The sequence below is a fragment of the Faecalibacterium sp. OM04-11BH genome (assembly GCF_003482185.1).
In the GTDB taxonomy this organism is placed as follows: domain Bacteria; phylum Bacillota; class Clostridia; order Oscillospirales; family Ruminococcaceae; genus Faecalibacterium; species Faecalibacterium tardum.
Window position 1 is genome coordinate 99530 of record NZ_QULS01000002.1, and the last position, 20436, is coordinate 119965.

At 57.0% G+C, this 20436-nt stretch carries 19 protein-coding genes; 18 read left to right on the forward strand and 1 reads right to left on the reverse strand.

Annotated elements, in window-relative coordinates; genetic code table 11:
* The first annotated feature begins 14 nt into the window (after positions 1-14).
* From whiA to DXB44_RS02270, 10 genes are all read left to right on the forward strand, one after another.
* On the forward strand, positions 15-947 hold the full coding sequence (whiA, locus tag DXB44_RS02225) for a DNA-binding protein WhiA (protein ID WP_118657586.1): 933 nt from the start codon (positions 15-17) through the stop codon (positions 945-947).
* Entirely contained in the window at positions 944-4453 is a 3510-nt protein-coding gene (locus tag DXB44_RS02230) for a DNA polymerase III subunit alpha (protein ID WP_118657587.1), read from the forward strand. Before whiA ends, DXB44_RS02230 begins: the two co-directional genes overlap by 4 nt.
* 272 nt (positions 4454-4725) lie before the next feature.
* Entirely contained in the window at positions 4726-5700 is a 975-nt protein-coding gene (gene pfkA, locus DXB44_RS02235) for a 6-phosphofructokinase (protein ID WP_005925738.1), read from the forward strand.
* A 160-nt stretch (positions 5701-5860) separates the two neighbouring features.
* Entirely contained in the window at positions 5861-6244 is a 384-nt protein-coding gene (locus tag DXB44_RS02240) for an MmcQ/YjbR family DNA-binding protein (protein ID WP_118657588.1), read from the forward strand.
* Positions 6234-6869 (forward strand): GyrI-like domain-containing protein, encoded by a 636-nt coding sequence (locus DXB44_RS02245; protein ID WP_118657589.1) that lies wholly within the window; start codon positions 6234-6236, stop codon positions 6867-6869. The genes DXB44_RS02240 and DXB44_RS02245 overlap by 11 nt, the downstream gene beginning before the upstream one ends.
* Positions 6870-6961: 92 nt before the next feature.
* Positions 6962-8512: a glutamine-hydrolyzing GMP synthase gene (guaA, locus tag DXB44_RS02250; protein ID WP_118657590.1), complete on the forward strand. Its 1551-nt coding sequence runs from the start codon at positions 6962-6964 to the stop codon at positions 8510-8512.
* Between the two features lie 241 nt (positions 8513-8753).
* Positions 8754-9530 carry an AzlC family ABC transporter permease gene (locus DXB44_RS02255; RefSeq protein ID WP_118657591.1) on the forward strand — a complete coding sequence of 259 codons (777 nt, stop codon included), beginning with the start codon at positions 8754-8756 and terminating at the stop codon, positions 9528-9530.
* Positions 9520-9825, forward strand: a complete 306-nt coding sequence (locus DXB44_RS02260; RefSeq protein ID WP_005925791.1) for an AzlD domain-containing protein — start codon at positions 9520-9522, stop codon at positions 9823-9825. The genes DXB44_RS02255 and DXB44_RS02260 overlap by 11 nt, the downstream gene beginning before the upstream one ends.
* 22 nt (positions 9826-9847) lie before the next feature.
* Positions 9848-10684 (forward strand): sugar nucleotide-binding protein, encoded by an 837-nt coding sequence (locus tag DXB44_RS02265; RefSeq protein ID WP_118657592.1) that lies wholly within the window; start codon positions 9848-9850, stop codon positions 10682-10684.
* Between the two features lie 332 nt (positions 10685-11016).
* Complete coding sequence (locus DXB44_RS02270; protein ID WP_173015355.1) at positions 11017-12366, forward strand: nucleobase:cation symporter-2 family protein; 1350 nt, start codon at positions 11017-11019, stop codon at positions 12364-12366.
* Between the two features lie 3 nt (positions 12367-12369).
* On the opposite strand, the gene DXB44_RS02275 is transcribed toward DXB44_RS02270, so the two are convergent.
* On the reverse strand, positions 12370-13029 hold the full coding sequence (locus DXB44_RS02275) for a nucleotidyltransferase family protein (RefSeq protein ID WP_118657593.1): 660 nt from the start codon (positions 13027-13029) through the stop codon (positions 12370-12372).
* 103 nt (positions 13030-13132) lie between these two features.
* Between DXB44_RS02275 and DXB44_RS02280 the strand changes: the two genes are divergently transcribed.
* Genes DXB44_RS02280 through DXB44_RS02315 form a run of 8 tightly spaced genes read left to right on the forward strand, consistent with a single transcriptional unit; the run spans position 13133 to position 20429 of the window.
* On the forward strand, positions 13133-13936 hold the full coding sequence (locus DXB44_RS02280; protein ID WP_118657594.1) for an FAD binding domain-containing protein: 804 nt from the start codon (positions 13133-13135) through the stop codon (positions 13934-13936).
* Positions 13937-14407, forward strand: coding sequence for a (2Fe-2S)-binding protein (locus DXB44_RS02285; protein WP_055184347.1), 471 nt, complete (start codon positions 13937-13939; stop codon positions 14405-14407).
* A complete protein-coding gene (locus tag DXB44_RS02290; RefSeq protein WP_118657595.1) occupies positions 14404-16692 on the forward strand; it encodes a molybdopterin cofactor-binding domain-containing protein in 2289 nt (762 codons plus the stop codon). The genes DXB44_RS02285 and DXB44_RS02290 overlap by 4 nt, the downstream gene beginning before the upstream one ends.
* A 6-nt stretch (positions 16693-16698) precedes the next feature.
* Positions 16699-17400: a selenium cofactor biosynthesis protein YqeC gene (yqeC, locus tag DXB44_RS02295; protein ID WP_118657596.1), complete on the forward strand. Its 702-nt coding sequence runs from the start codon at positions 16699-16701 to the stop codon at positions 17398-17400.
* Entirely contained in the window at positions 17397-18434 is a 1038-nt protein-coding gene (selD, locus tag DXB44_RS02300) for a selenide, water dikinase SelD (RefSeq protein WP_118657597.1), read from the forward strand. Before yqeC ends, selD begins: the two co-directional genes overlap by 4 nt.
* A 14-nt stretch (positions 18435-18448) precedes the next feature.
* Positions 18449-19063 carry a sulfurtransferase-like selenium metabolism protein YedF gene (yedF, locus tag DXB44_RS02305; protein WP_243111008.1) on the forward strand — a complete coding sequence of 205 codons (615 nt, stop codon included), beginning with the start codon at positions 18449-18451 and terminating at the stop codon, positions 19061-19063.
* Positions 19060-20208: an aminotransferase class V-fold PLP-dependent enzyme gene (locus DXB44_RS02310; RefSeq protein WP_118657599.1), complete on the forward strand. Its 1149-nt coding sequence runs from the start codon at positions 19060-19062 to the stop codon at positions 20206-20208. Before yedF ends, DXB44_RS02310 begins: the two co-directional genes overlap by 4 nt.
* A complete protein-coding gene (locus DXB44_RS02315; protein WP_097780340.1) occupies positions 20199-20429 on the forward strand; it encodes a DUF3343 domain-containing protein in 231 nt (76 codons plus the stop codon). Before DXB44_RS02310 ends, DXB44_RS02315 begins: the two co-directional genes overlap by 10 nt.
* Positions 20430-20436: the final 7 nt, after the last annotated feature.

Consider the following 20436-nt stretch of genomic DNA (forward strand, 5'->3'; position numbering starts at 1 on the left):
ACAGAGGAACTACTATGAGTTTTGCATCCAGTGCGCGGGAGGAAATCGCGCAGCGCAGCCCCACCAAGGAATGCTGTGTGCGTGCAGCTGCCTATGGCATTGCCTGCTTTGCCAAATACTTTGATGCCCGCGGCCTTGTGCTGCAAACCGAGCAGCCCCACACGGTGCAGCTGGCGCAGCAGCTGTTTGCACGCTGCGGCATCCGGGGCGAGATATTGGAAAAGCCCCGCGCCAGCGGTGTGCTGTACGAGTTCAATATCCGCGATGCGGAGCAGGTCACCCGCCTGCACGAGCTATTCGGCACTACCGGCAGGGAGACCAGCTTGCAGATCGACCCCGGGCTCATCCGCTGCCAGACCTGCGTCAGCGCCTATATCGCCATGGCCTTTTTGTGCAGCGGCACGGTCACCGACCCGCAAAAGGAATATAATCTGGAATTTCTCACCTCCCGGACAAATCTCGCCCGGGATTTTGAAGCGCTGCTGGCCGAGCACGAGTTTGCGCCCCACCGCACCCGCCGCAACGGCGTGAACCTGATCTACGTCAAGACCGGTGCCAATGTGGAGCGTTTGCTCCGCTTTATGGGCGCTGCGGATGCTGCGACCCAGATCAGCGTGCTCAAAGCATTCAAGCAGGTGCGCAACCAGACCAACCGGCAGACCAACTGCGATACCGCAAACCTTGGCAAAACGGCGCGGGCGAACGCCCAGACCCTGAAAGCCATCCGCTATTTGCAGGAGCAGCACGCACTGGAAACTTTGCCGGAAGTATTGCAGCAGGCAGCAGCCAAGCGTCTGCAATACCCGGATCTTTCGCTCACCGCGCTGTGCGGCTGCTTTGACCCGGCTGTGAGCAAATCCGGCTTATCGCACCGGATGAAAAAGCTGGAGGCACTGGCAGAGAATCTCCGTCAGCGCCAGCAGGAGGGACAGGAGGCAGTACAATGAGTGAACCCACCGCAAATACCCGTCCCTTTGCCCACCTGCATATCCATACGGAATACAGCCTACTGGACGGTGCTTGCCGCATCGACCAGCTGATGGAGCGGGTGAAGGAGTGCGGACAGACCGCCATTGCCTGCACCGACCACGGCGTGATGTACGGTTGTGTGCAGTTTTATAAAGCCGCTAAAAAGGCGGGCATCAAGCCCATTATCGGCTGTGAGGTCTATGTTGCCACCCGTACCCGCTTTGATAAGGTAAATAAAATCGATGGCAACAACCACCTGATTCTGCTGTGCAAAAACGAGACCGGTTATAAGAACCTGATCAAAATGGTCTCTGCCGGTTTTGTGGAGGGCTTTTATTCCAAGCCCCGTGTGGATAAGCAGCTTTTGGAGCAATACCACGAGGGACTGATCTGCCTTTCGGCCTGTCTTGCGGGCGAGATCCCGCAGGCCATTCTGGCAGGGGACTACGAGCGCGCAAAGGCGACTGCGCTGTGGTACCGGGACCTGTTCGGTGCAGAGAATTACTACATCGAATTGCAGGATCATGGCCTGAAGGAGGATACTACCGTTCTGCCGCAGCTTATCAAGCTTTCGCGCGAGACCGGCATCCCCATGGCAGCCACCAACGACGCCCATTATCTGCGCAAAGAGGACGCCAAGATGCAGAGCATCCTGCTGTGCATCCAGACCGGCAAGACCATTCAGGATGCCGATCGCATGGAGTTCCAGACCGATGAATTCTACGTCAAGACCACCGACGAGATGTACGAGCTGTTCTCCATGGTGCCGGAAGCCTGTGCCAATACGGCTAAGATCGCCGAGCAGTGCAATTTTGACTTTGAGTTCGGCCACACCAAGATTCCCTACTACAAAGCCCCGGACGGCATGGACAATCAGGCCTACTTTGAAAAGCTCTGCTGGGACGGCTTGGAGCGCCGCTATGGCCCGGACGTGCCGCAGGCCAACATCGACCGCCTGAAATACGAGATCGGCGTGGTCAAGACGATGGGGTATACCAACTACTACCTCATCGTGTGGGACTATATCAATTTTGCAAAAAGTCAGGGTATCCCGGTGGGGCCGGGACGCGGCTCCGGTGCGGGCAGTATCGCTGCCTACTGCGTGGGCATCACGGATATCGACCCCATCCGCTATAATCTAATCTTCGAGCGCTTTTTGAACCCCGAGCGCGTCAGTATGCCGGATTTCGATGTGGACTTCTGCTACGAGCGCCGACAGGAGGTCATCGACTACGTCAACCGCAAATACGGTGCGGACCATGTGGCGCAGATCGTTACCTTTGGTACCATGGCCGCCCGCAACGCCATCCGGGATGTGGGCCGCGTGATGGGTATTCCATACCAGCAGGTGGACGTGGTAGCAAAGCTTGTGCCCATGGAACTGAAAATGACCCTGAAGCGGGCGTTGGAGGTTTCCAGCAAGCTGAAAAAGCTCTACGATACCGACCCGCAGGTGACCGAGCTCATCGACACCGCACTGAAGGTGGAGGGTATGCCCCGGCACGCCTCCACCCACGCGGCGGGTGTGGTCATTACGCCGGAGCCGACGGATTATTATTTGCCGCTTGCCACCAACGACGGCCTGCCGGTGACCCAGTTCAACATGACCGAGATCGAAGAACTGGGTCTTTTGAAGATGGACTTTCTGGGTCTGCGCACCCTGACCGTCATCCGGGATGCGGAGGTTGCGGTGCAAAAGCAGCACCCGGAGTTTTCCATCCGCAAGCTGGACTATGACGACCCGGATACCTATAAAATGCTTGGTCAGGGCGATACCGAGGGTGTGTTCCAGCTGGAATCCTCCGGCATGAAGCAGGTGCTTGTGGGCTTGCAGCCGCAGAATCTTGAAGATGTCATCGCTCTGATCAGTCTGTACCGCCCGGGCCCCATGGACTCCATTCCCACCTATCTGCGCAACCGGCACGAGCCGGACAAGATCAGCTACAAGACCCCGCAGCTGGCGCACATTCTGGATGTGACCAACGGCTGCATCGTCTATCAGGAGCAGGTCATGCAGATCTTCCGGGAGCTGGCGGGCTTCTCCTTCGGACAGGCAGATAACGTCCGCCGCGCCATGAGCAAAAAGAAGCACGCCGTCATGGAAGCCGAGCGGGAACATTTTGTGCACGGCTGCACCGAGCCCGGCCACGAGTGCCCGGGCTGTGTTGCCAACGGCATCCCGGAGCAGGTAGCAAACCAGATCTACGACGAAATGTCCAGCTTTGCGTCCTACGCCTTCAACAAGAGCCATGCGGCCTGCTACGCCTATGTGGCTTTCCAGACCGCTTACCTCAAGTGCCATTACCCCAGCCAGTTCATGGCAGCATTGCTGACTAGTGTGCTGGATAATACGGATAAGGTCATTGAGTATTCCGGCGAGTGCGCCCGTCTGGGCATTAAAGTCCTGCCGCCGGATGTGAACATCTCCAACGGCGGTTTTACCGCCGATGATAATGGTCAGATCCGTTTTGGCCTGAACGCGGTGAAAAACGTGGGCCGCAACCTCATCGAGAACGCAGTCACTGAGCGCAGGGAAAAGCCCTACACCAGTCTTTACGATTTCTGCAAGCGGATGCACGGCAGTGAGCTGAACCGCCGCGCGGTGGAAAGCCTGATCAAAGCCGGTGCCTTTGACTGCTTTGGCTCTAACCGCCATAGTATGGTGGAAGCGGTAGAGGGCATTCTCAAAAGCATCGAGACCGACTCCCGTCGCAATCTGGAGGGGCAGCTGGATCTGTTCTCCGTGATGAGCGGGGAAGTGCAGCAAGGCCCGCAGGAGGATGTCTACGAGATCCGCCCCTTGGCAGAGTACACCCCTGCCGAGCTGTTGCAACAGGAAAAAGAGGTCAGCGGCCTGTACCTGTCCGGTCATCCGCTGGACGCTTACCGGGAAAAATCTGCCCGCATCGGCTCCCACACCATCAAAGACCTCACCGGCGAGGACGCCCATGTGCAGGACGGCGAAAAGGTGCGCATTGTGTGCGCAGTGGTCAAAAACCGCATGATGACGACCAAATCCAACAGCATGATGGCCTTTACCAGCGTGGAAGATCTGACCGGCACTATGGAAGTGATCGTGTTCCCCAAGGTGCTGGACAGGTTCCGGGATGCTATTCAGGAAAACGCTGTTGTGGTCATCGATGGTCGGCTTTCCGTGCGGGAGGATGAAGCCTCCAAACTGCTGGCAGACAGCATTCTGCCCATCGACAGCTACGATCCGACCCGCTTGGACAAAGGCCGCCCGGACCCTGTCAAAACAGCTGCCCGGCGGGTATTCATTCGTCTGCCGTCCCGCAGCTGCCCCCAGTACGATAAAGTGGTGAACCTGCTGGAGATTTTTGATGGCGATATCCCGGTGATCCTGTATCTGGAGGATACCAAGCAGAAGCTGGCCGCACCGCGCCGGCTGTACACTTCTGGGCATCCGCTCTTCTTCAAAGAACTGGAGCGGCTGCTGGGTGCAGAAAACGTTGCAACAAAATGACATATTTGTGCACGAATGGCACCGCATGGGACGATTTTAAATTTTCCAAGTGGCACAAAACGCAAAAATAACACGATATATCGCTACTATTTTGTACTGCATGGAATTGCATAAAGTCTCAAAACCCTATTGAAATTTGTCTGGATGGTGTGCTATAATCATTAAAGGCGAATCAAAGCTGTTGCAAAGCAACTGGCCTGTTTCTGGAAGAAGAGGGGACAGGCAAAAGGGTAAATGAAGAACTGAACTGTAAATTGGAGGGAATCTCTCGTATGGAAAAGCAAATCAAAACGATTGGCGTGCTTACAAGCGGTGGTGATGCTCCCGGCATGAACGCTGCTGTGCGCGCTGTGGTACGCACCGGCCTGCATAAGGGCTTCCGTATGATCGGCATTCAGCGCGGCTATAACGGCCTGCTGAACGGCGAGTGCTTTGAAATGAACCTGCGCAGCGTTTCTAACATCATCTCTGCTGGCGGCACCATTCTGTATACGGCACGCTGCCTGGAGTTCAAGACCAAGGAAGGTCAGGATAAGGGCGCTGAAAAGTGCCGCGAGCTGGGCATTGATGCGCTGGTCGTTATCGGCGGCGACGGCTCCTACCGCGGTGCCCGTGCACTGGCACACCGCGGCATCCCCATGATCGGCCTGCCCGGCACCATTGATAACGATATCGGCTGCACCGATTACACCATCGGCTACGATACCGCCATGAACACCGCGCTGGAAATGATCGACAAGCTGCGCGACACCACCCAGAGCCACGACCGCTGCAGTGTGGTCGAGGTCATGGGCCGCAACGCCGGTTATATTGCTCTGAACGTGGCCATCGCCTCCGGCGCTATGGCTGTGCTGCTGCCCGAGAAGGAATTCGATATGCAGCGCGACATTCTGGATAAGATCGCCGAAACCCAAAAGACCGGCAAGCGCCACTTTATCATCATTGTGGCCGAGGGCGTGGGTCATGCACAGGAGATCGCCAACGAGATTCAGGCACGCACTGGTATCGATTCCCGCGCAACCATTCTGGGTCATGTGCAGCGCGGTGGTTCTCCCACCCTGCGCGACCGCGTGAATGCTTCTGCTATGGGCTATCAGGCTGTCTGTCTGCTGGAGCAGGGCAAGTATAACCGCATCGTCGGCATGAAGGGCGAGAAGCTGGTGGACTACCCCGTGGACGAGGCTTTGGAGATGACCAAGAGCCTTGACCCCGTGCTGGTGGACGTGTGCAACACTATTTCCATCTGATCATAACATCAAATGCAAGAGCCATCCTCTCAGGTTTTCTGAGCGGATGGCTTTTTTGCTGCCAATTTTTCAGAATTGACGTATTATAAGTAAAAACCAACAACTTTTTGTTTACAAACGCCTCCGATTCAGTTATACTGAGAAAAACGGAGGTGCTGCCATGAAATACAGCTGGATCGACACGGAACTTCTGCAAAAGCCTAGCGTTACCAAAGACTTACAGGCAGAGTGGAACTGGATAAGGTATCACATCGGCGGCAAAATGTTTGCAGCCGTCTGTCTGGATGATGCCACGGGAAAGCCGGTGTATATCACCTGCAAGCTGGACCCCGCCGAGGGCGATTTTCTGCGCCGACAGTATGAGGATATCATTCCGGGCTACTACATGAACAAGGTGCATTGGAACTCCGTAAAAGCAGATGGAAACGTGCCGGACGCACTGCTGCGGGAGATGCTGGAAAAATCTTATCGGCTTGTGCTGGGCGGCTTTAGCAAAAAGAAACAGCGTGAACTGTTGGAAGGAGAAAAGAAAGATGCCGTTTGATTATAAGAAAGAATACAAAGAATTCTATCTCCCGCCGAAGAAACCGCAGATCATCACCGTCCCTGCGATGAATTTTGCTGCGGTGCAGGGCAAAGGCGACCCCAACGACCCGGCAGGGGAATACAAGGCAGCGCTGGAGTTGCTGTACGGCATTGCATTTACTATCAAAATGAGCTACAAGGGTAGCCATAAGATAGACGGCTATTTCGAATATGTCGTTCCGCCGCTGGAAGGATTGTGGCATCAGCCCGGGGCAGAGGGCGTGGATTTTTCCAACAAGGAGACCTTTATCTGGACCTCCATGATTCGTCTGCCGGAATTTGTCACCCGTGCCGAATTTGACTGGGCGGTGCAGGAAGCTACGGCCAAAAAGAAAAAGGATTTTTCTAAGGTGGAATTTTTTACCTACGATGAAGGCTTGTGCGTACAATGTATGCACATCGGCTCCTATGACACCGAACCGGAGACTCTGCGGCAGCTGGATACGTTTGCAGCGGAGCAGGGATATTGCCCGGATTTTTCAGACACACGCTTCCATCACGAGATCTATCTGGGAGACCCGCGCCGCACCGCACCGGAGAAGCTGAAAACCGTGCTGCGACATCCGATCCGCAAAAGAGAATAACAGAAAACTTCACAAAAACTGTCGCTTTTTGTTGTGAGATGTGCTATACTAAAACTATCTGTAAAACACACTTAAAAATGGAGGAAAACATCATGCAGCATGAAACTGTCATCGTGCTGGACTTTGGCGGACAGTACAATCAGCTGATTGCCCGCCGCGTCCGAGAAAATAATGTCTACTGCGAGATCTATTCCTATAAAACCGATCTTTCGGTCATCAAGGCCAAGAATCCCAAGGGCATCATCTTCACCGGCGGCCCCAATAGCGTTTATCTGGAGGACTCTCCCACCATCGACCCCGAGATCTTCAGCTGGGGTGTGCCTGTGCTGGGCATCTGCTACGGCAGCCAGCTGATGATGCACCTGCTGGGCGGTCATGTCTGCCGCGCTCCCGAGCGTGAGTACGGCAAGACCGAGGTGTTCGTAAACACCAAGAGCAAGCTGTTCACCGATGTACAGCCCTCTACCATCTGCTGGATGAGCCACAACGACTACATTGAGCAGGCTGCTCCCGGATTCCAGATCACTGCCCACACCGCAAACTGCCCTGTTGCAGCCGTTGAAAATGCCGAAAAGGGTCTGTACGCCGTACAGTTCCACCCGGAGGTGCTGCACACCGCCGAGGGCAAGAAGATGCTGCGCAACTTTGTGTACAATGTCTGCGGCTGCTCCGGCGACTGGAAGATGGATTCCTTTGTAGAGAACAACGTCAAGGCTCTGCGGGAGCGCATCGGCGAGGGCAAGGTGCTGTGCGCTCTGTCCGGCGGCGTGGATTCCTCCGTGCTGGCCGCTATGCTGGCTAAGGCCATCGGCAAGCAGCTGACCTGCGTGTTCGTGGACCACGGCCTGCTGCGCAAGAACGAAAAGGAAGAGGTATGCTCTGTCTTTGGCCCGGGCAATGCCAACGGCTTCGACATCAACTTCATCTGTGTGGATGCCCGCGACCGCTACTTCAGCAAGCTGAAGGGCGTCACCGAGCCGGAGCGCAAGCGCAAGATCATCGGCGAAGAGTTCATCCGTGTGTTCGAGGAAGAAGCCAAGAAGATCGGCAAGGTAGACTTCCTTGCACAGGGCACCATCTACCCCGACGTGGTGGAGAGCGGTTTGGGCGGCGAGTCCACCGTGATCAAGAGCCACCACAACGTGGGCGGTCTGCCCGATACCGTGGACTTCAAAGAACTGGTGGAGCCTCTGCGCAACCTGTTCAAGGACGAAGTTCGTCAGGCTGGCCGCGAGCTGGGCCTGCCCGAGTATCTGGTCAGCCGTCAGCCGTTCCCCGGCCCCGGTCTGGGCATTCGCATCATCGGCGAAGTGACCCCCGAGAAGGTCACTATCGTGCAGGACGCTGACGCCATCTGGCGCGAGGAGATCGCCAAGGCCGGTCTGGATAAGGAGATCAGCCAGTATTACGCAGCTTTGACTAATATGCACAGCGTTGGCGTTATGGGCGACGAGCGCACCTACGATTACGCCGTTGCGCTGCGCGCCGTGACCACCACCGACTTCATGACCGCAGAAAGCTACGATATGCCGTGGGATGTTCTCGGTACTGTCACCAGCCGCATCGTCAACGAAGTCAAGCACGTCAACCGCGTGTTCTACGATTGCACCGGTAAGCCGCCTGCAACGATCGAGCTCGAGTAATCCATAATAGCACCATCACCCCGGAGGGTTCCGTAAAAACGAAACCTCCCGGGGTGTTTTTCATCTTTTGGCACGATTAAACAAGCCGTAACATTCAAAGTGGTTCCTATATCAGCGCAAACTCTAAGCATTTTGACCGCAGTATTTTACACAAAAAAGCCCGAAACCCCTTTCTTCTCCGCCCGCAGGGGAGTATAATAAAATCTGTTGTTTGCAAAATAGGAAAGGGGAAGTATCAACTATGGAATCGAAGCAGAGGCTTTTAGAGCCGCAGCTCGTCCAAACAGGAAGGGCAGATCAGTTCAGCCGCAAGGTGTTCTGCGATGGAATGCGGGATGGCGTGCCCATTGCGCTGGGCTATTTTGCGGTATCATTTTCACTGGGCATTGCGGCGCGCAAGGCGGGCTTTACGCCGTTTCAGGGATTTCTTGTCAGCCTGCTGAACAACGCCTCCGCAGGCGAATATGCCGCATTTGCGCTGATTATGGCAAATGCCACCTATTTTGAGGTGGCGGTCATCACCCTGATTGCTAATGCACGGTATCTACTGATGAGCTGCGCGCTGGCACAGCGCTTTGCGCCGGAAACACCCTTCTGGCATCGGCTGCTCATCGGCTATGACGTCACGGACGAGCTGTTCGGCATTACCATCGCCCGCCCGGGCAGCCTGAACCCGTACTATACCTATGGTGCTATCCTGCTGGCGGCACCGGCTTGGGCATCCGGTACGGCGCTGGGCATTATAGCGGGCAATCTACTGCCGCTGCGGGTGGTCAGCGCCCTGAGTGTGGCACTGTACGGGATGTTTTTGGCCATCATCATCCCGCCGGCTCGCAAAGACCGGATCGTTGCGGTGCTGGTGGTCATCAGTTTTGCGCTGAGCTTTCTGTGCAGCTATCTGCCGGGCATCTCGGCGCTCTCCGAGGGCACTCGCACCATTCTTTTAACGGTGGCGATCTCCGGCGCAGCAGCAGTACTGTTCCCGGTCAGGCAGGAGGAAAACGAAGATGACGCATAACAACTATATCTATATTGCGGTCATGGCGCTGGTATCCTATGCCATCCGTATTCTGCCGCTGACACTGATCCGCAAACCGATTAAAAACCGCTTTATCCAGTCGTTTTTGTACTATGTGCCCTATGTAACGTTGGCTGTGATGACTTTTCCGGCCATCATTCAGGCAACGCAGAGCCCGGCAGCCGGTGCTGTTGCACTGGTAGTTGGCATTGCTGCCGCATGGTTTGGCGCGAGCCTGTTTCAGGTGGCTGCAGGCTGCTGTGCAGTGGTGTTCGTGCTGGAATTTTTTATCTGAGACCTTATAGCGGGGGAACAAAATGAAGAAGATCCTTGTAACCGGTGCAGGTGGCTTTGTGGGCTCCCGCGTGATGCAGCAATGGGCGGGGCGTTACGAACTGTGCACCTTTCCTAAAGGCTTTCTGGCAACAGCAGGGGAGGACGCCGTGCGGCAGGCTGTTTTGCAGCAGCGCCCGGATGTCATCCTGCACACCGCAGCCATTTCAGATACCGGTTACTGCGCCGACCACCCGGAACGGGCTTATCGTGCCAATGTGGAGCTGCCGGTCTGGTTTGCCCGGGCGGCAGCTGAGACCGGCGCAAAGCTGGTGGCCTTCAGTTCGGATCAGGTCTATGCAGGGGTGGAGCAGTCCGGCCCGCTGCCGGAAACCATTCCGTTACAGCCTGCCAATGTGTATGGGCAGGGCAAGCTGGAAATGGAGCAGCGGGTGCAGGCGCTCTGCCCGAGCGCCGTGTTGCTGCGCGCCACATGGATGTACGACCTGCCGGGCTACCAGCTGCCCATCCGGGGCAATCTGCCGCTGAATCTTTTGCGTGCGGCACAGCGGGGAGAATCTGTCCGCTTTTCTGTTCGGGATTTCCGGGGCATCACCTATGTCCGTCAGGAGGTGGCGCTGCTGGAGCCTGCCTTGACCCTGCCCGGCGGGGTCTACAACTTTGGCAGTGAGAATGCCGAAAATATGGTATTGACCGCCCGGCAGTTTGCTGAGACACTGGGAATTACAGTCGATATTCAGGAAGCTGACTGGGCACGGAACCTTGCAATGGATTGCAGCAAGCTGCGGGCGCAGGGCATCGTATTTGACACCACACAGACCGGTCTTACGCGTTGTCTGCGGGATTATGGACTGCTCTGACCACAGAGAATCAAATTTTTCCGTATCGCACAAAAAACAGAGAAAAGCACAAAAAAAGCAGGGGATTCTGTATGCTGCCAGCAACATCAGGCTGGATAAATCATGCAGAAACTCTGCTTTTTTGCTTGTCTGCCGGAGAAAAGTTCGATTATAGAATGCAGCAATTTTTCATATAAAAGTCATACTTATTTTACATCTTATCTGCATTTTGCTATAATATTTTCGCTTTTTTGCAAAGCATCCGAACCGCATAAACCTTTAAAACCTTGAGGAGAGTGGAATTTTTGAAGGAAGTCAAGCTTGAAGAAGCGGCTTATCAATTTGAAGCCAAAATGTCCCTGCGTCAGGCCATCCCGCTGGGCTTGCAGCATGTCTGCGCCATGTTCGTGGGCAACCTGACCCCGCTGCTGATCATTACCAGCGCCTGCGGCATTGCAGGCGGCGAGTTTGCAGACCTGCAGGTCACCCTGCTGCAGAGCGCCATGTTCGTGGCAGGCATCGTCACGCTGGTGCAGCTGTTCACCATCGGACCCGTGGGCGGCGCAGTACCTATTATCATGGGCACCAGCTCCGGCTTTATTGGCGTGTTCAACAGCGTTGTGGGCACGATGGGCGGCGGTGTGCTGGCCTATGGCGCGATCATGGGCGCATCCATCATCGGCGGTATTTTTGAAAGCGTGCTGGGCTTCTTCCTGAAGCCGCTACGCAGGTTCTTCCCGCCGGTGGTCACGGGTACGGTGGTGCTTTCCATCGGCCTTTCGCTGATCTCGGTGGGCATCAACTCCTTCGGCGGCGGCAACAAAGCCAAGGACTTCGGCTCTGTAGAAAATCTGCTGCTGGCGCTGTTTGTGCTGGTGGTCATCCTGTTCTTCAAGCACTGGACTACCGGTTTTCTCAGTTCCTCTGCCATCCTTATCGGCATTCTGGCCGGTTATGTGGTTGCTTTCATCATGGGGCTGGTACTGCCCACCACCGGTGTGACTGCTGATGGCGTAGAGTTCACCAAGGCATGGGTGCTCAACTGGAGCAAGGTGGCGCAGGCTTCCTGGTTCGCAGTGCCCAAGCTGATGCCGGTCAAGGTGGTATTTGACGCCCGTGCGATCCTGCCGGTGCTGATCATGTTCATCGTTACCGCAGTGGAGACCGTGGGCGATATCTCCGGCGTGATGGAGGGCGGCATGAACCGTGAGCCCTCTGATAAGGAGCTGTCCGGCGGCGTCATCTGTGATGGCCTCGGCTCTACCTTTGCCGCACTGTTCGGCGTGCTGCCCAACACTTCTTTCAGTCAGAACGTGGGTCTGGTGGCCATGACCAAGGTGGTCAACCGTATGGCACTGGCTTCCGGTGCTGTGTTCCTGATCCTCTGCGGTCTGATCCCCAAGCTGGGCGCGCTGATCTCCATCATGCCGCAGGCCGTTCTGGGCGGTGCTGCCGTTATGATGTTCTCTTCCATCGTGGTCAGCGGTATCCAGCTGATCACCAAGGAAAAGATGACCCCGCGCCACCTGACCATCGTTTCCGTGGCACTGGGCGTAGGCTATGGTATGGGTGCCAACAGCGGTATTCTGGCACAGGCACCGCAGGCTCTCCAGCTGATCTGCGGCGAGTCCGGCATCGTTCCGGCCGCCTTTGTGGCGATTCTGCTGAACGTGCTGCTGCCCAAGAACGATATGGCAGAGTAAGCTTTAGCCTTTTTGCCGGGCAAGGACTTCCAGCTGCTGCAACACCTCCGGGGTGTCTGCATCCAGCAGTTCTGCGCTGTCTGCAATGCAGATCGTGCGCACCTGCGCAGGGTACTTTTTAAGCAGCACGTTGCCGCCTTTGTTTTCCGGCAGGGTGAGCAGTTCCGAAAAGAAACTGCTTCCAAACAGAACGGGACTTCCAACAAGAGGTGTCGGGTCGTTATCGGCCACGGCGCCCAGACGGAAGATCTCCCGTTCTGTTTCTTTTTGCCATTCTGTCGGGGATGGCTGTTCGTGGCAAAAGCGCTCTGTCATGGTTTCTACCGTCTCCCGGCGCAGCAGGGGCTGATCCCCGGGCAGAAACATACAGCCGCTAAGCTCCGGCTGCTGCTCCAGCAGTGCCGAAAGGCCCAGCCGAACGGTATCATTGCGGCCGGGCAGACTGTGCAGCAGCACCGGGACGCCCTGCGCCCTGCACAACGCCTGCACCTCTTCCGAGCGGGTCACCACAATGCGGGCAGCGATACCGGGTGTGGCGGTAGCGTCAAAAGCACGGCAGAGCATGGGCTGCCCGCAAAAATCCGCCAGTAGCTTGTTTGTGCCAAACCGGCGGCTCAACCCGGAGGCCATGATCACGCAGCCGACCGTAAGCGACTTCTTCATACAAAAACACCCCTTCAGCAGCATTTTATAATAGTATTATATCGAAAGCTGTGCTAAAATAAAAGCAGAGATATCGCAGCGATAGAAAAGAGAGGTACTGCACATGATGACGATCCGAGAATACAAGCGGGCAGAAAGTCTGGAGGAAGCTTGGCAGCTGAACCAGAAAAAGCCAAACCGCATTTTGGGCGGCATGATCTGGCTGAAGATGGAAACCATCAATGTCGGCACCGCCATCGACCTTTCCGGTCTGGGGCTGGATACCATTGAGGAGACCGAGGATAGCTTTTCCATCGGTGCTATGGTCACCCTGCGCCAGCTGGAGCAGCATCCGGGGCTTGCTGCCTACACCCACGGTGCCATGCGTGAAGCTGTGCGCCATATCGTGGGCGTGCAGCTGCGCAATCTGGCAACGATGGGCGGCAGCATCTACAGCCGGTTTGGCTTTTCGGATGTGCTGACCATGTTCCTTGCCATGGATTGTGATGTTGAACTGTACAAAGGCGGCATCCTGCCTTTGCAGGAATATGCCCAGCGCCCCTACGACCGGGACATTCTGGTGCGGCTGATCGTAAAAAAGACACCGATGCAGCTTTATTACCAGTCGGTGCGCAACAGCCAGACCGATATCCCGGTGCTGACCTGTGCCGCTGCCCGGATGGAGACTGGAGATTACCGCATCGTCATCGGTGCGCGTCCGCTGCGCGCCGTGCGGTTCGAGCTCCCGGCAGAGCCTGCCCTTGCGGCAGAACAGCTTGCTGCACAGTTTGCCGAAAGCGTAAAGGCGCAGGTCATTACCGGCTCCAATATGCGCGGCAGCGCCGAATACCGCAGGCATCTGGCTGGCGTGCTGACAAAGCGCGCGGTATTGGAACTGGAACAGCGTAAAATGCAGGAGGAAAAGTAAATGCAGATCACACTTACATTGAACGGTGTCCGGGTATCCGAGGAGATCGCCCCGGATATGCTTTTGATCGATTTTGTCCGTGCACACGGCTGCAAGAGCGTTAAGCGCGGCTGCGAGACCTCCAACTGCGGTCTGTGCACGGTGTTCATGGACGATAAGCCCGTGCTGTCCTGCTCGGTGCTGGCAGCCCGCGCCGATGGACATAAGATCACTACGCTGGAGGGCTTGCAGGAAGAGGCTGCCGAGTTTGGTGCCTTTATTGCAGATCAGGGCGCAGAACAGTGCGGCTTCTGCAACCCGGGCTTTATCATGAACGCGCTGGCTTTATTCCGGGAGCAGCCGTACCCCACTGAAGAGCAGGTGAAGGAATACCTTGCCGGAAACCTGTGCCGCTGCTCCGGCTACGAGGGTCAGCTGCGCGGTATTATGAGCTTTCTGGCATGGAAAAAGCAGAAGGAGGGCGTACAGTGAAAACCGTCAACAAACCGTTCCGCAAAAAAGACGCGATGCAGTTGGTCACCGGCCAGCCTGTCTATATGGATGATCTCATCCCGCAGGACTGCCTGATCGTCAAGCTGCTGCGCTCGCCCCATGCAAACGCCATCGTCCGCACCATCAACACCGCCGTTGCCAAAAAAGTGCCCGGCATAGAAGCTATCTTCACTTGGGAGGATGTGCCGCAGGATGCCCGCCGCTACACGCAGGCCGGCCAGACCTACCCGGAAGCCAGCCCCTACGACCGTCTGCTGATCGATCGCCATGTCCGCTTTGTGGGAGACGTGGTGGCCATCGTAGCCGGTAAGGACGAAAAGTGCGTGGACAAGGCGCTCAAGCTCATTAAAGTGGATTATGAGGTGCTGGAAGCCGTGCTGGATTTCCACACCGCAAAGGATAATCCTATCCTTGTGCACCCGGAGGACAACTGGGAGAGCCTTGCCCCCGTGGGTGCCGACAATAAGCGCAACCTCTGCGCTCATGATGAATGCGGCAACGGTGATATCGACGCTGTGCTGGCCGGGTGCGATGTGGTCATCGACCATGTGTACCACACCAAGGCCTGCCAGCAGGCCATGATGGAAACCTTCCGCACCTATTGCTCCATCGATACTTACGGCCGGCTGAACGTGCTCAGCTCTACCCAGATCGTTTTCCATGCCCGCCGCAACATCGCCAATGCACTGCATATCCCCAAATCTATGGTTCGCGTTTCTAAGCCCCGCATCGGCGGCGGCTTTGGTGCAAAGCAGACCGCTGTCAGCGAGGTTTACCCGGCCTTTGTGACTTGGATGACCAAAAAACCTTCCAAACTCATCTTCAGCCGCGTGGAAAGCCAGACGGCTTCTTCGCCGCGCCATGAGATGGAAATGCACGTCCGTCTGGGTGCGACCAAGGACGGTATTGTGAAGGGCATTGACCTGTACACCCTGTCTAACACCGGTGCTTACGGTGAGCATGGCCCCACTACCGTGGGTCTGTCCGGTCATAAGTCCATTCCGCTGTACGGCAAGGCCGAAGCCTTCCGCTTTGTCAGTGATGTGGTATATACCAACCACATGTCTGCCGGTGCATATCGCGGCTATGGTGCTACGCAGGGTCTGTTTGCGGTGGAGTCTGCGGTGAACGAGCTGGCACATAAGCTGAACATGGATCCCATTGCACTGCGCCTGAAGAACACCGTGCAGGAGGGTGATGTGATGCCCGCCTACTACGGCGCGGTAAATACCAGCTGCGCGCTTGACCGGTGCGTACTCAAGGTACGCGAGATGATCGACTGGGAGCACAAGTACCCCGCCCGGGATATGGGCAACGGCAAGATCCGTGCCGTAGGCATGGGTATGGCCATGCAGGGCTCCGGTATCTCCGGCATGGACGTGGGCAGCGCTACCCTCAAGCTGAATGATGACGGCTTCTATACCCTGATGATCGGCGCAGCCGATATGGGCACGGGCTGCGACACCACGCTGGCACAGATTGCTGCCGAGGTGCTGGACTGCCCGCTGGATAACATTACCGTCTTTGGTGCGGATACGGATTCCTCTCCCTATGATTCCGGCTCCTATGCTTCCAGCACAACTTATGTCACCGGCAAGGCCACTGAGAAGTGCGCCATGAAGCTGCGGGAACAGATCTGCAAACTGGGCGCAGAGCTGCTGGACTGCCCGGCGGATGCTGTGGAGTTTGACGGCAAGGTCGTGTTTGAAAGCGCCGACCCCACCCGCCAAAAGACCCTGTCCGAGATTGCCTTTGCTTCCCAGTTCGGCCATAAGATCCCGCTGGAATTCACCGAGACTCACACCTCGCCTTTGTCGCCGCCGCCGTATATGGTGGGCGCTGCCGAAGTAGAGGTTGATACCGAGACCGGCGAGGTGAAGGTGCTGGAATTTGATGCCTGTGTGGACTGCGGCACCCCCATCAACCCCAACCTGACCCGTGTGCAGACCGAGGGCGGCATTCTGCAGGGTATCGGTATGACCCTGACTGAGAACATCACCTACGACAAAAACGGCTACCCGGAAGAGAACTCTCTGTTCCAGTACAAGATCCCTGCCCGCAACGATATCGGGCATATCCATGTGGAGTTTGAGAACAGCTACGAGCCCAACGGCCCCTTTGGCGCAAAGTCCATCGGTGAGGTGGTCATCAATACGCCGCTGCCCGCCATCTCGGACGCCATCTACAACGCCATTGGCACCCGCTTCTACGAGCTGCCCATCACCCCGGAGCAGATCGCAATGGCAGTTGCAGCCAAGCAGTAATAGCAGATGCTGAACGAAAAAGAGCTTCCGTTTCTGGCAGAGAAAGGGCATATCGTTTCTCTGGTAGGCGGCGGGGGCAAAACCACCCTGCTGTATGCCATGGCAGACCACTGTGCCCGTAAGGGCTGGCGGGTGCTTGTGACCACGACTACCCATATCCGGCAACCGGTAGCCTGCTACGCACCGGATGAAGCGGCTCTTTCTGCCCTATGGCAGGCGGGTCACTACGTAGTGATCGGCACCCCGGCAGAAAACGGGAAGTTGACCCTGCCGCCGCAGCAGCTTTTGCGCCGGATGGCGCAGGCAGATGCGGTATTCATTGAGGCAGACGGGGCAAAACACCACCCCTGCAAGCTCCCGGCGGCGCACGAGTCGGTGCTGCTACCCCAAAGCGATATTGTTTTGGCGGTAGCAGGGCTTTCGGCGCTGGGTAAGCCCCTGCGGGAGGTCTGCTTCCGCTATGATGCCATCCGTCCGCAGTTTTTAGCGGCTGCGCCGGATGCGCCCCTTACGCCGCCCATGCTGGCACAGCTGCTTGCAAGCACGCAGGGGGGGCGCAAGGCGGTGGGAGACCGGCAGTTTTACGCCGTACTCAATCAGGCCGATACGCCGGAATTGCAGCAGCAGGGCATACAAATACAACAGCTTTTGCGTCAGCAGGGCATTCCGTGCGTACTGACGCATTTTAAAGAGGAAGAACGTGCATGAGCAAGGAAGATAAGATTGTATTCTGTACCGGGGGTGGCTGCACCGCAAAGCTGGGTGCCGGGGTGCTGAGCCGTATTCTGGAAAAGCTGCCCCGGGGCGAAAAAGACCCGGATCTTCTGGTTGGCTACGACAGCCGGGATGACGCCGCAGTCTACCGCATTACGGACGACATTGCGCTGGTGCAGACCGTGGATTTTTTTCCGCCGATGGTGGACGACCCCTACACCTTTGGGCAGATCGCAGCCACAAACGCTCTGAGTGATGTCTACGCCATGGGCGGCGAGGTAAAGACCGCCCTGAATCTGGTCTGCTTCCCGGAGGATATGAATCTGAACGTGCTGGGCGAGATTTTGCGCGGCGGTGCTGAAAAGGTGGCAGAAGCCGGCGGCAGTCTTGCAGGCGGGCATTCCATTGCGGACAGCGGGGTGAAATACGGTCTTTCCGTAACAGGCCTTGTTGACCCACACCGGATGTACACCAACGATACCGGCGTGCCCGGTGATAAGCTGGTATTGACCAAGGCTTTAGGCGTGGGTCTGCTGTGCACGGCAAACCGCGTGGGTGAAGCTTCCCCGGAGGAGATGGAAGCCGCCATCCGCTCCATGACCACCCTGAACAAAACGGCGGCAGAGATCAGCCGCAAATACCGCGTCCATGCTGCTACGGATGTGACCGGCTTCAGCTTTCTCGGCCATCTGCATGAAATGATGGGCGGCAAGCTTTCCTGTATCATCCATGCAAATGCCGTGCCGGTGTTGCCGGGCGCAGAAAAGGCAGCCGATGCGTTTTTGTACACCGCCGCCGGGCAGCGCAACCGCAACCATACCGGGCCATTCGTCCGGTTTAAAAACGTAAGCTTTGCCATGGAGGAAGTTCTGTTCGACCCGCAGACCTCCGGCGGGCTGCTGCTGGCGGTAGACCCGGCGGATGCCGCGGCACTGGAACAGGCGTTGCGCGCCGCAGGGCTGCCGGCAAGCATCGTTGGAGAAATCCTGCCGAAGCAGGAAATTGAGATCACCGTAACAGACAAATGAGAGGAGTAATCAGCATGGCTGAATTTATCAAAGTGGATGCACTGGGCGATGCCTGCCCGCTGCCTGTCGTCAAGGCAAAAAAGGCGATTTCTGAGCTGCAGGGCGCGGGACAGGTGGAGGTACTGGTGGACAACGAGATCGCCGTACAGAACCTGACCAAGATGGCACAGCAGAAGGGCTATCAGTATAGCGCTGAAAAGCTGGAAGAGCGCAAATACCGTGTGCTGTTCACGCTGGGCGAAGTAGAAAGCGCCCCAGCAGAAGCTGCTCCTGTCTGCGTACCGGATGCCCGCACGGATACGGTGGTGGCTATTTCCGCTGCCGTTATGGGCGAGGGCAGCGAGGAGCTGGGCAAGACCCTGCTCAAGGCCTTTGTGTTCGCACTGACCCAGCAGGACAAGCTGCCCAAGACGATCCTGTTCTATAACGGCGGCGCAGCGCTGACCTGTGAAGGCTCTGCCATGCTGGAGGATCTTAAGGCATTGGAAGTACAGGGCGTAGAGATCCTGACCTGCGGCACCTGCCTGAACTTCTACGGCCTTACCGAGAAGCTGGCTGTGGGCAGCGTGACCAACATGTACACCATTGCCGAAAAGCTGACGCAGGCAGGGAACGTGGTAAAGCCGTGATTTATCTTGACAACGCAGCCACCACCCTGCATAAACCGCCGCAGGTGGAGCAGTCTATTGTGGAGGCACTGCATACGGCTGGCAATCCCGGGCGCGGCGCACACGAGCCCACGCTTCACGCCGCACGGGTCGTGCTGGACACCCGTCTGGCGCTGACAGAGCTTTTCCATGCGCCAGACCCCTCCTGCATCGTTTTTGCTGCCAACGCAACCATGGCACTGAACACGGTACTGAACGGCGTGCTGCATCCGGGTGACCATGTGATCACAACGGTATGCGAGCATAACTCCGTTCTGCGTCCGCTGTACCGGCTGCGGGCACAGGGGGTAGAGGTCTCTTTTACCGGGGTGGATGCAGCTGCCCGGCTGTGCTACGACCAATGGGAAGTATTGCTGCGTCCCACGACCCGGGCACTGGTGGTGACGGGAGCTTCCAATGTGACCGGCAACTGCACTGACCTTGCCCGCGCAGCAGACTTTGCGCACCGGCATGGTCTAGCGCTGATCGTGGACGCAGCCCAGACCGCAGGTGCGCAGCCCATTGATGTGCAGCAGCTTGGCATAGATGCTTTGTGCTTTACCGGGCACAAGGCGCTTTTGGGGCCGCAAGGCACCGGCGGCGCTTATGTGCGCCCCGGCCTGCGTGTTGCGCCGCTCCTTGTGGGCGGCAGCGGTGTGCACAGCTTTGACGAAACGCACCCCTTGCAGATGCCTACTGCACTGGAGGCCGGCACACTGAACGTGCACGGCCTTGCCGGGCTGTGCGCCGGGGTGCGCTGGCTGCTGGAGCAGGGTGTAGCAAGCCTTGTTGCCCGGGAAAGCTCCCTTGCCCGCCTGTTTTATGAGCAGGTGCGTACTGCGCCGGGCGTAACGGTGTATGGCGATATGACCCTACAGCCCCGCGCGCCCATTGTAGCACTGAACATCGGGCAGGAGGATTCTGCCCGGGTGGCAGATATTTTGTGGGAGGACTATGGCGTCTGCGTGCGTGCCGGAGCGCACTGTGCTCCGCTGATGCACAAGGCGCTTGGCACTGTGGAGCAGGGCGTAGTACGGTTCAGCTTTTCTCATTTCAATACGGAGCAGGAGGTGCAGCGGGCAGCGCAGGCGGTCTGCGCACTTGCCCGGGAACTTTTATGCGAATAAAACGAAATTATATCGTGCTTTCCTTCCGTACCACTTTAGAGGCTATGGAGTGGGAAAAGCAATGCCATGCCCGACAGGTGCCCGGGCGTCTGATCCCGCTGCCGCGTGAGATCTCGGCGGGGTGCGGGCTTGCATGGCGGATGCTGCCGGAGGACTGGCAAAGTTGGCAGGCAGCACTGGATCAAACACAGTTTGATAAGGTAACGCCTGTGGAGCAATAACAGAGGG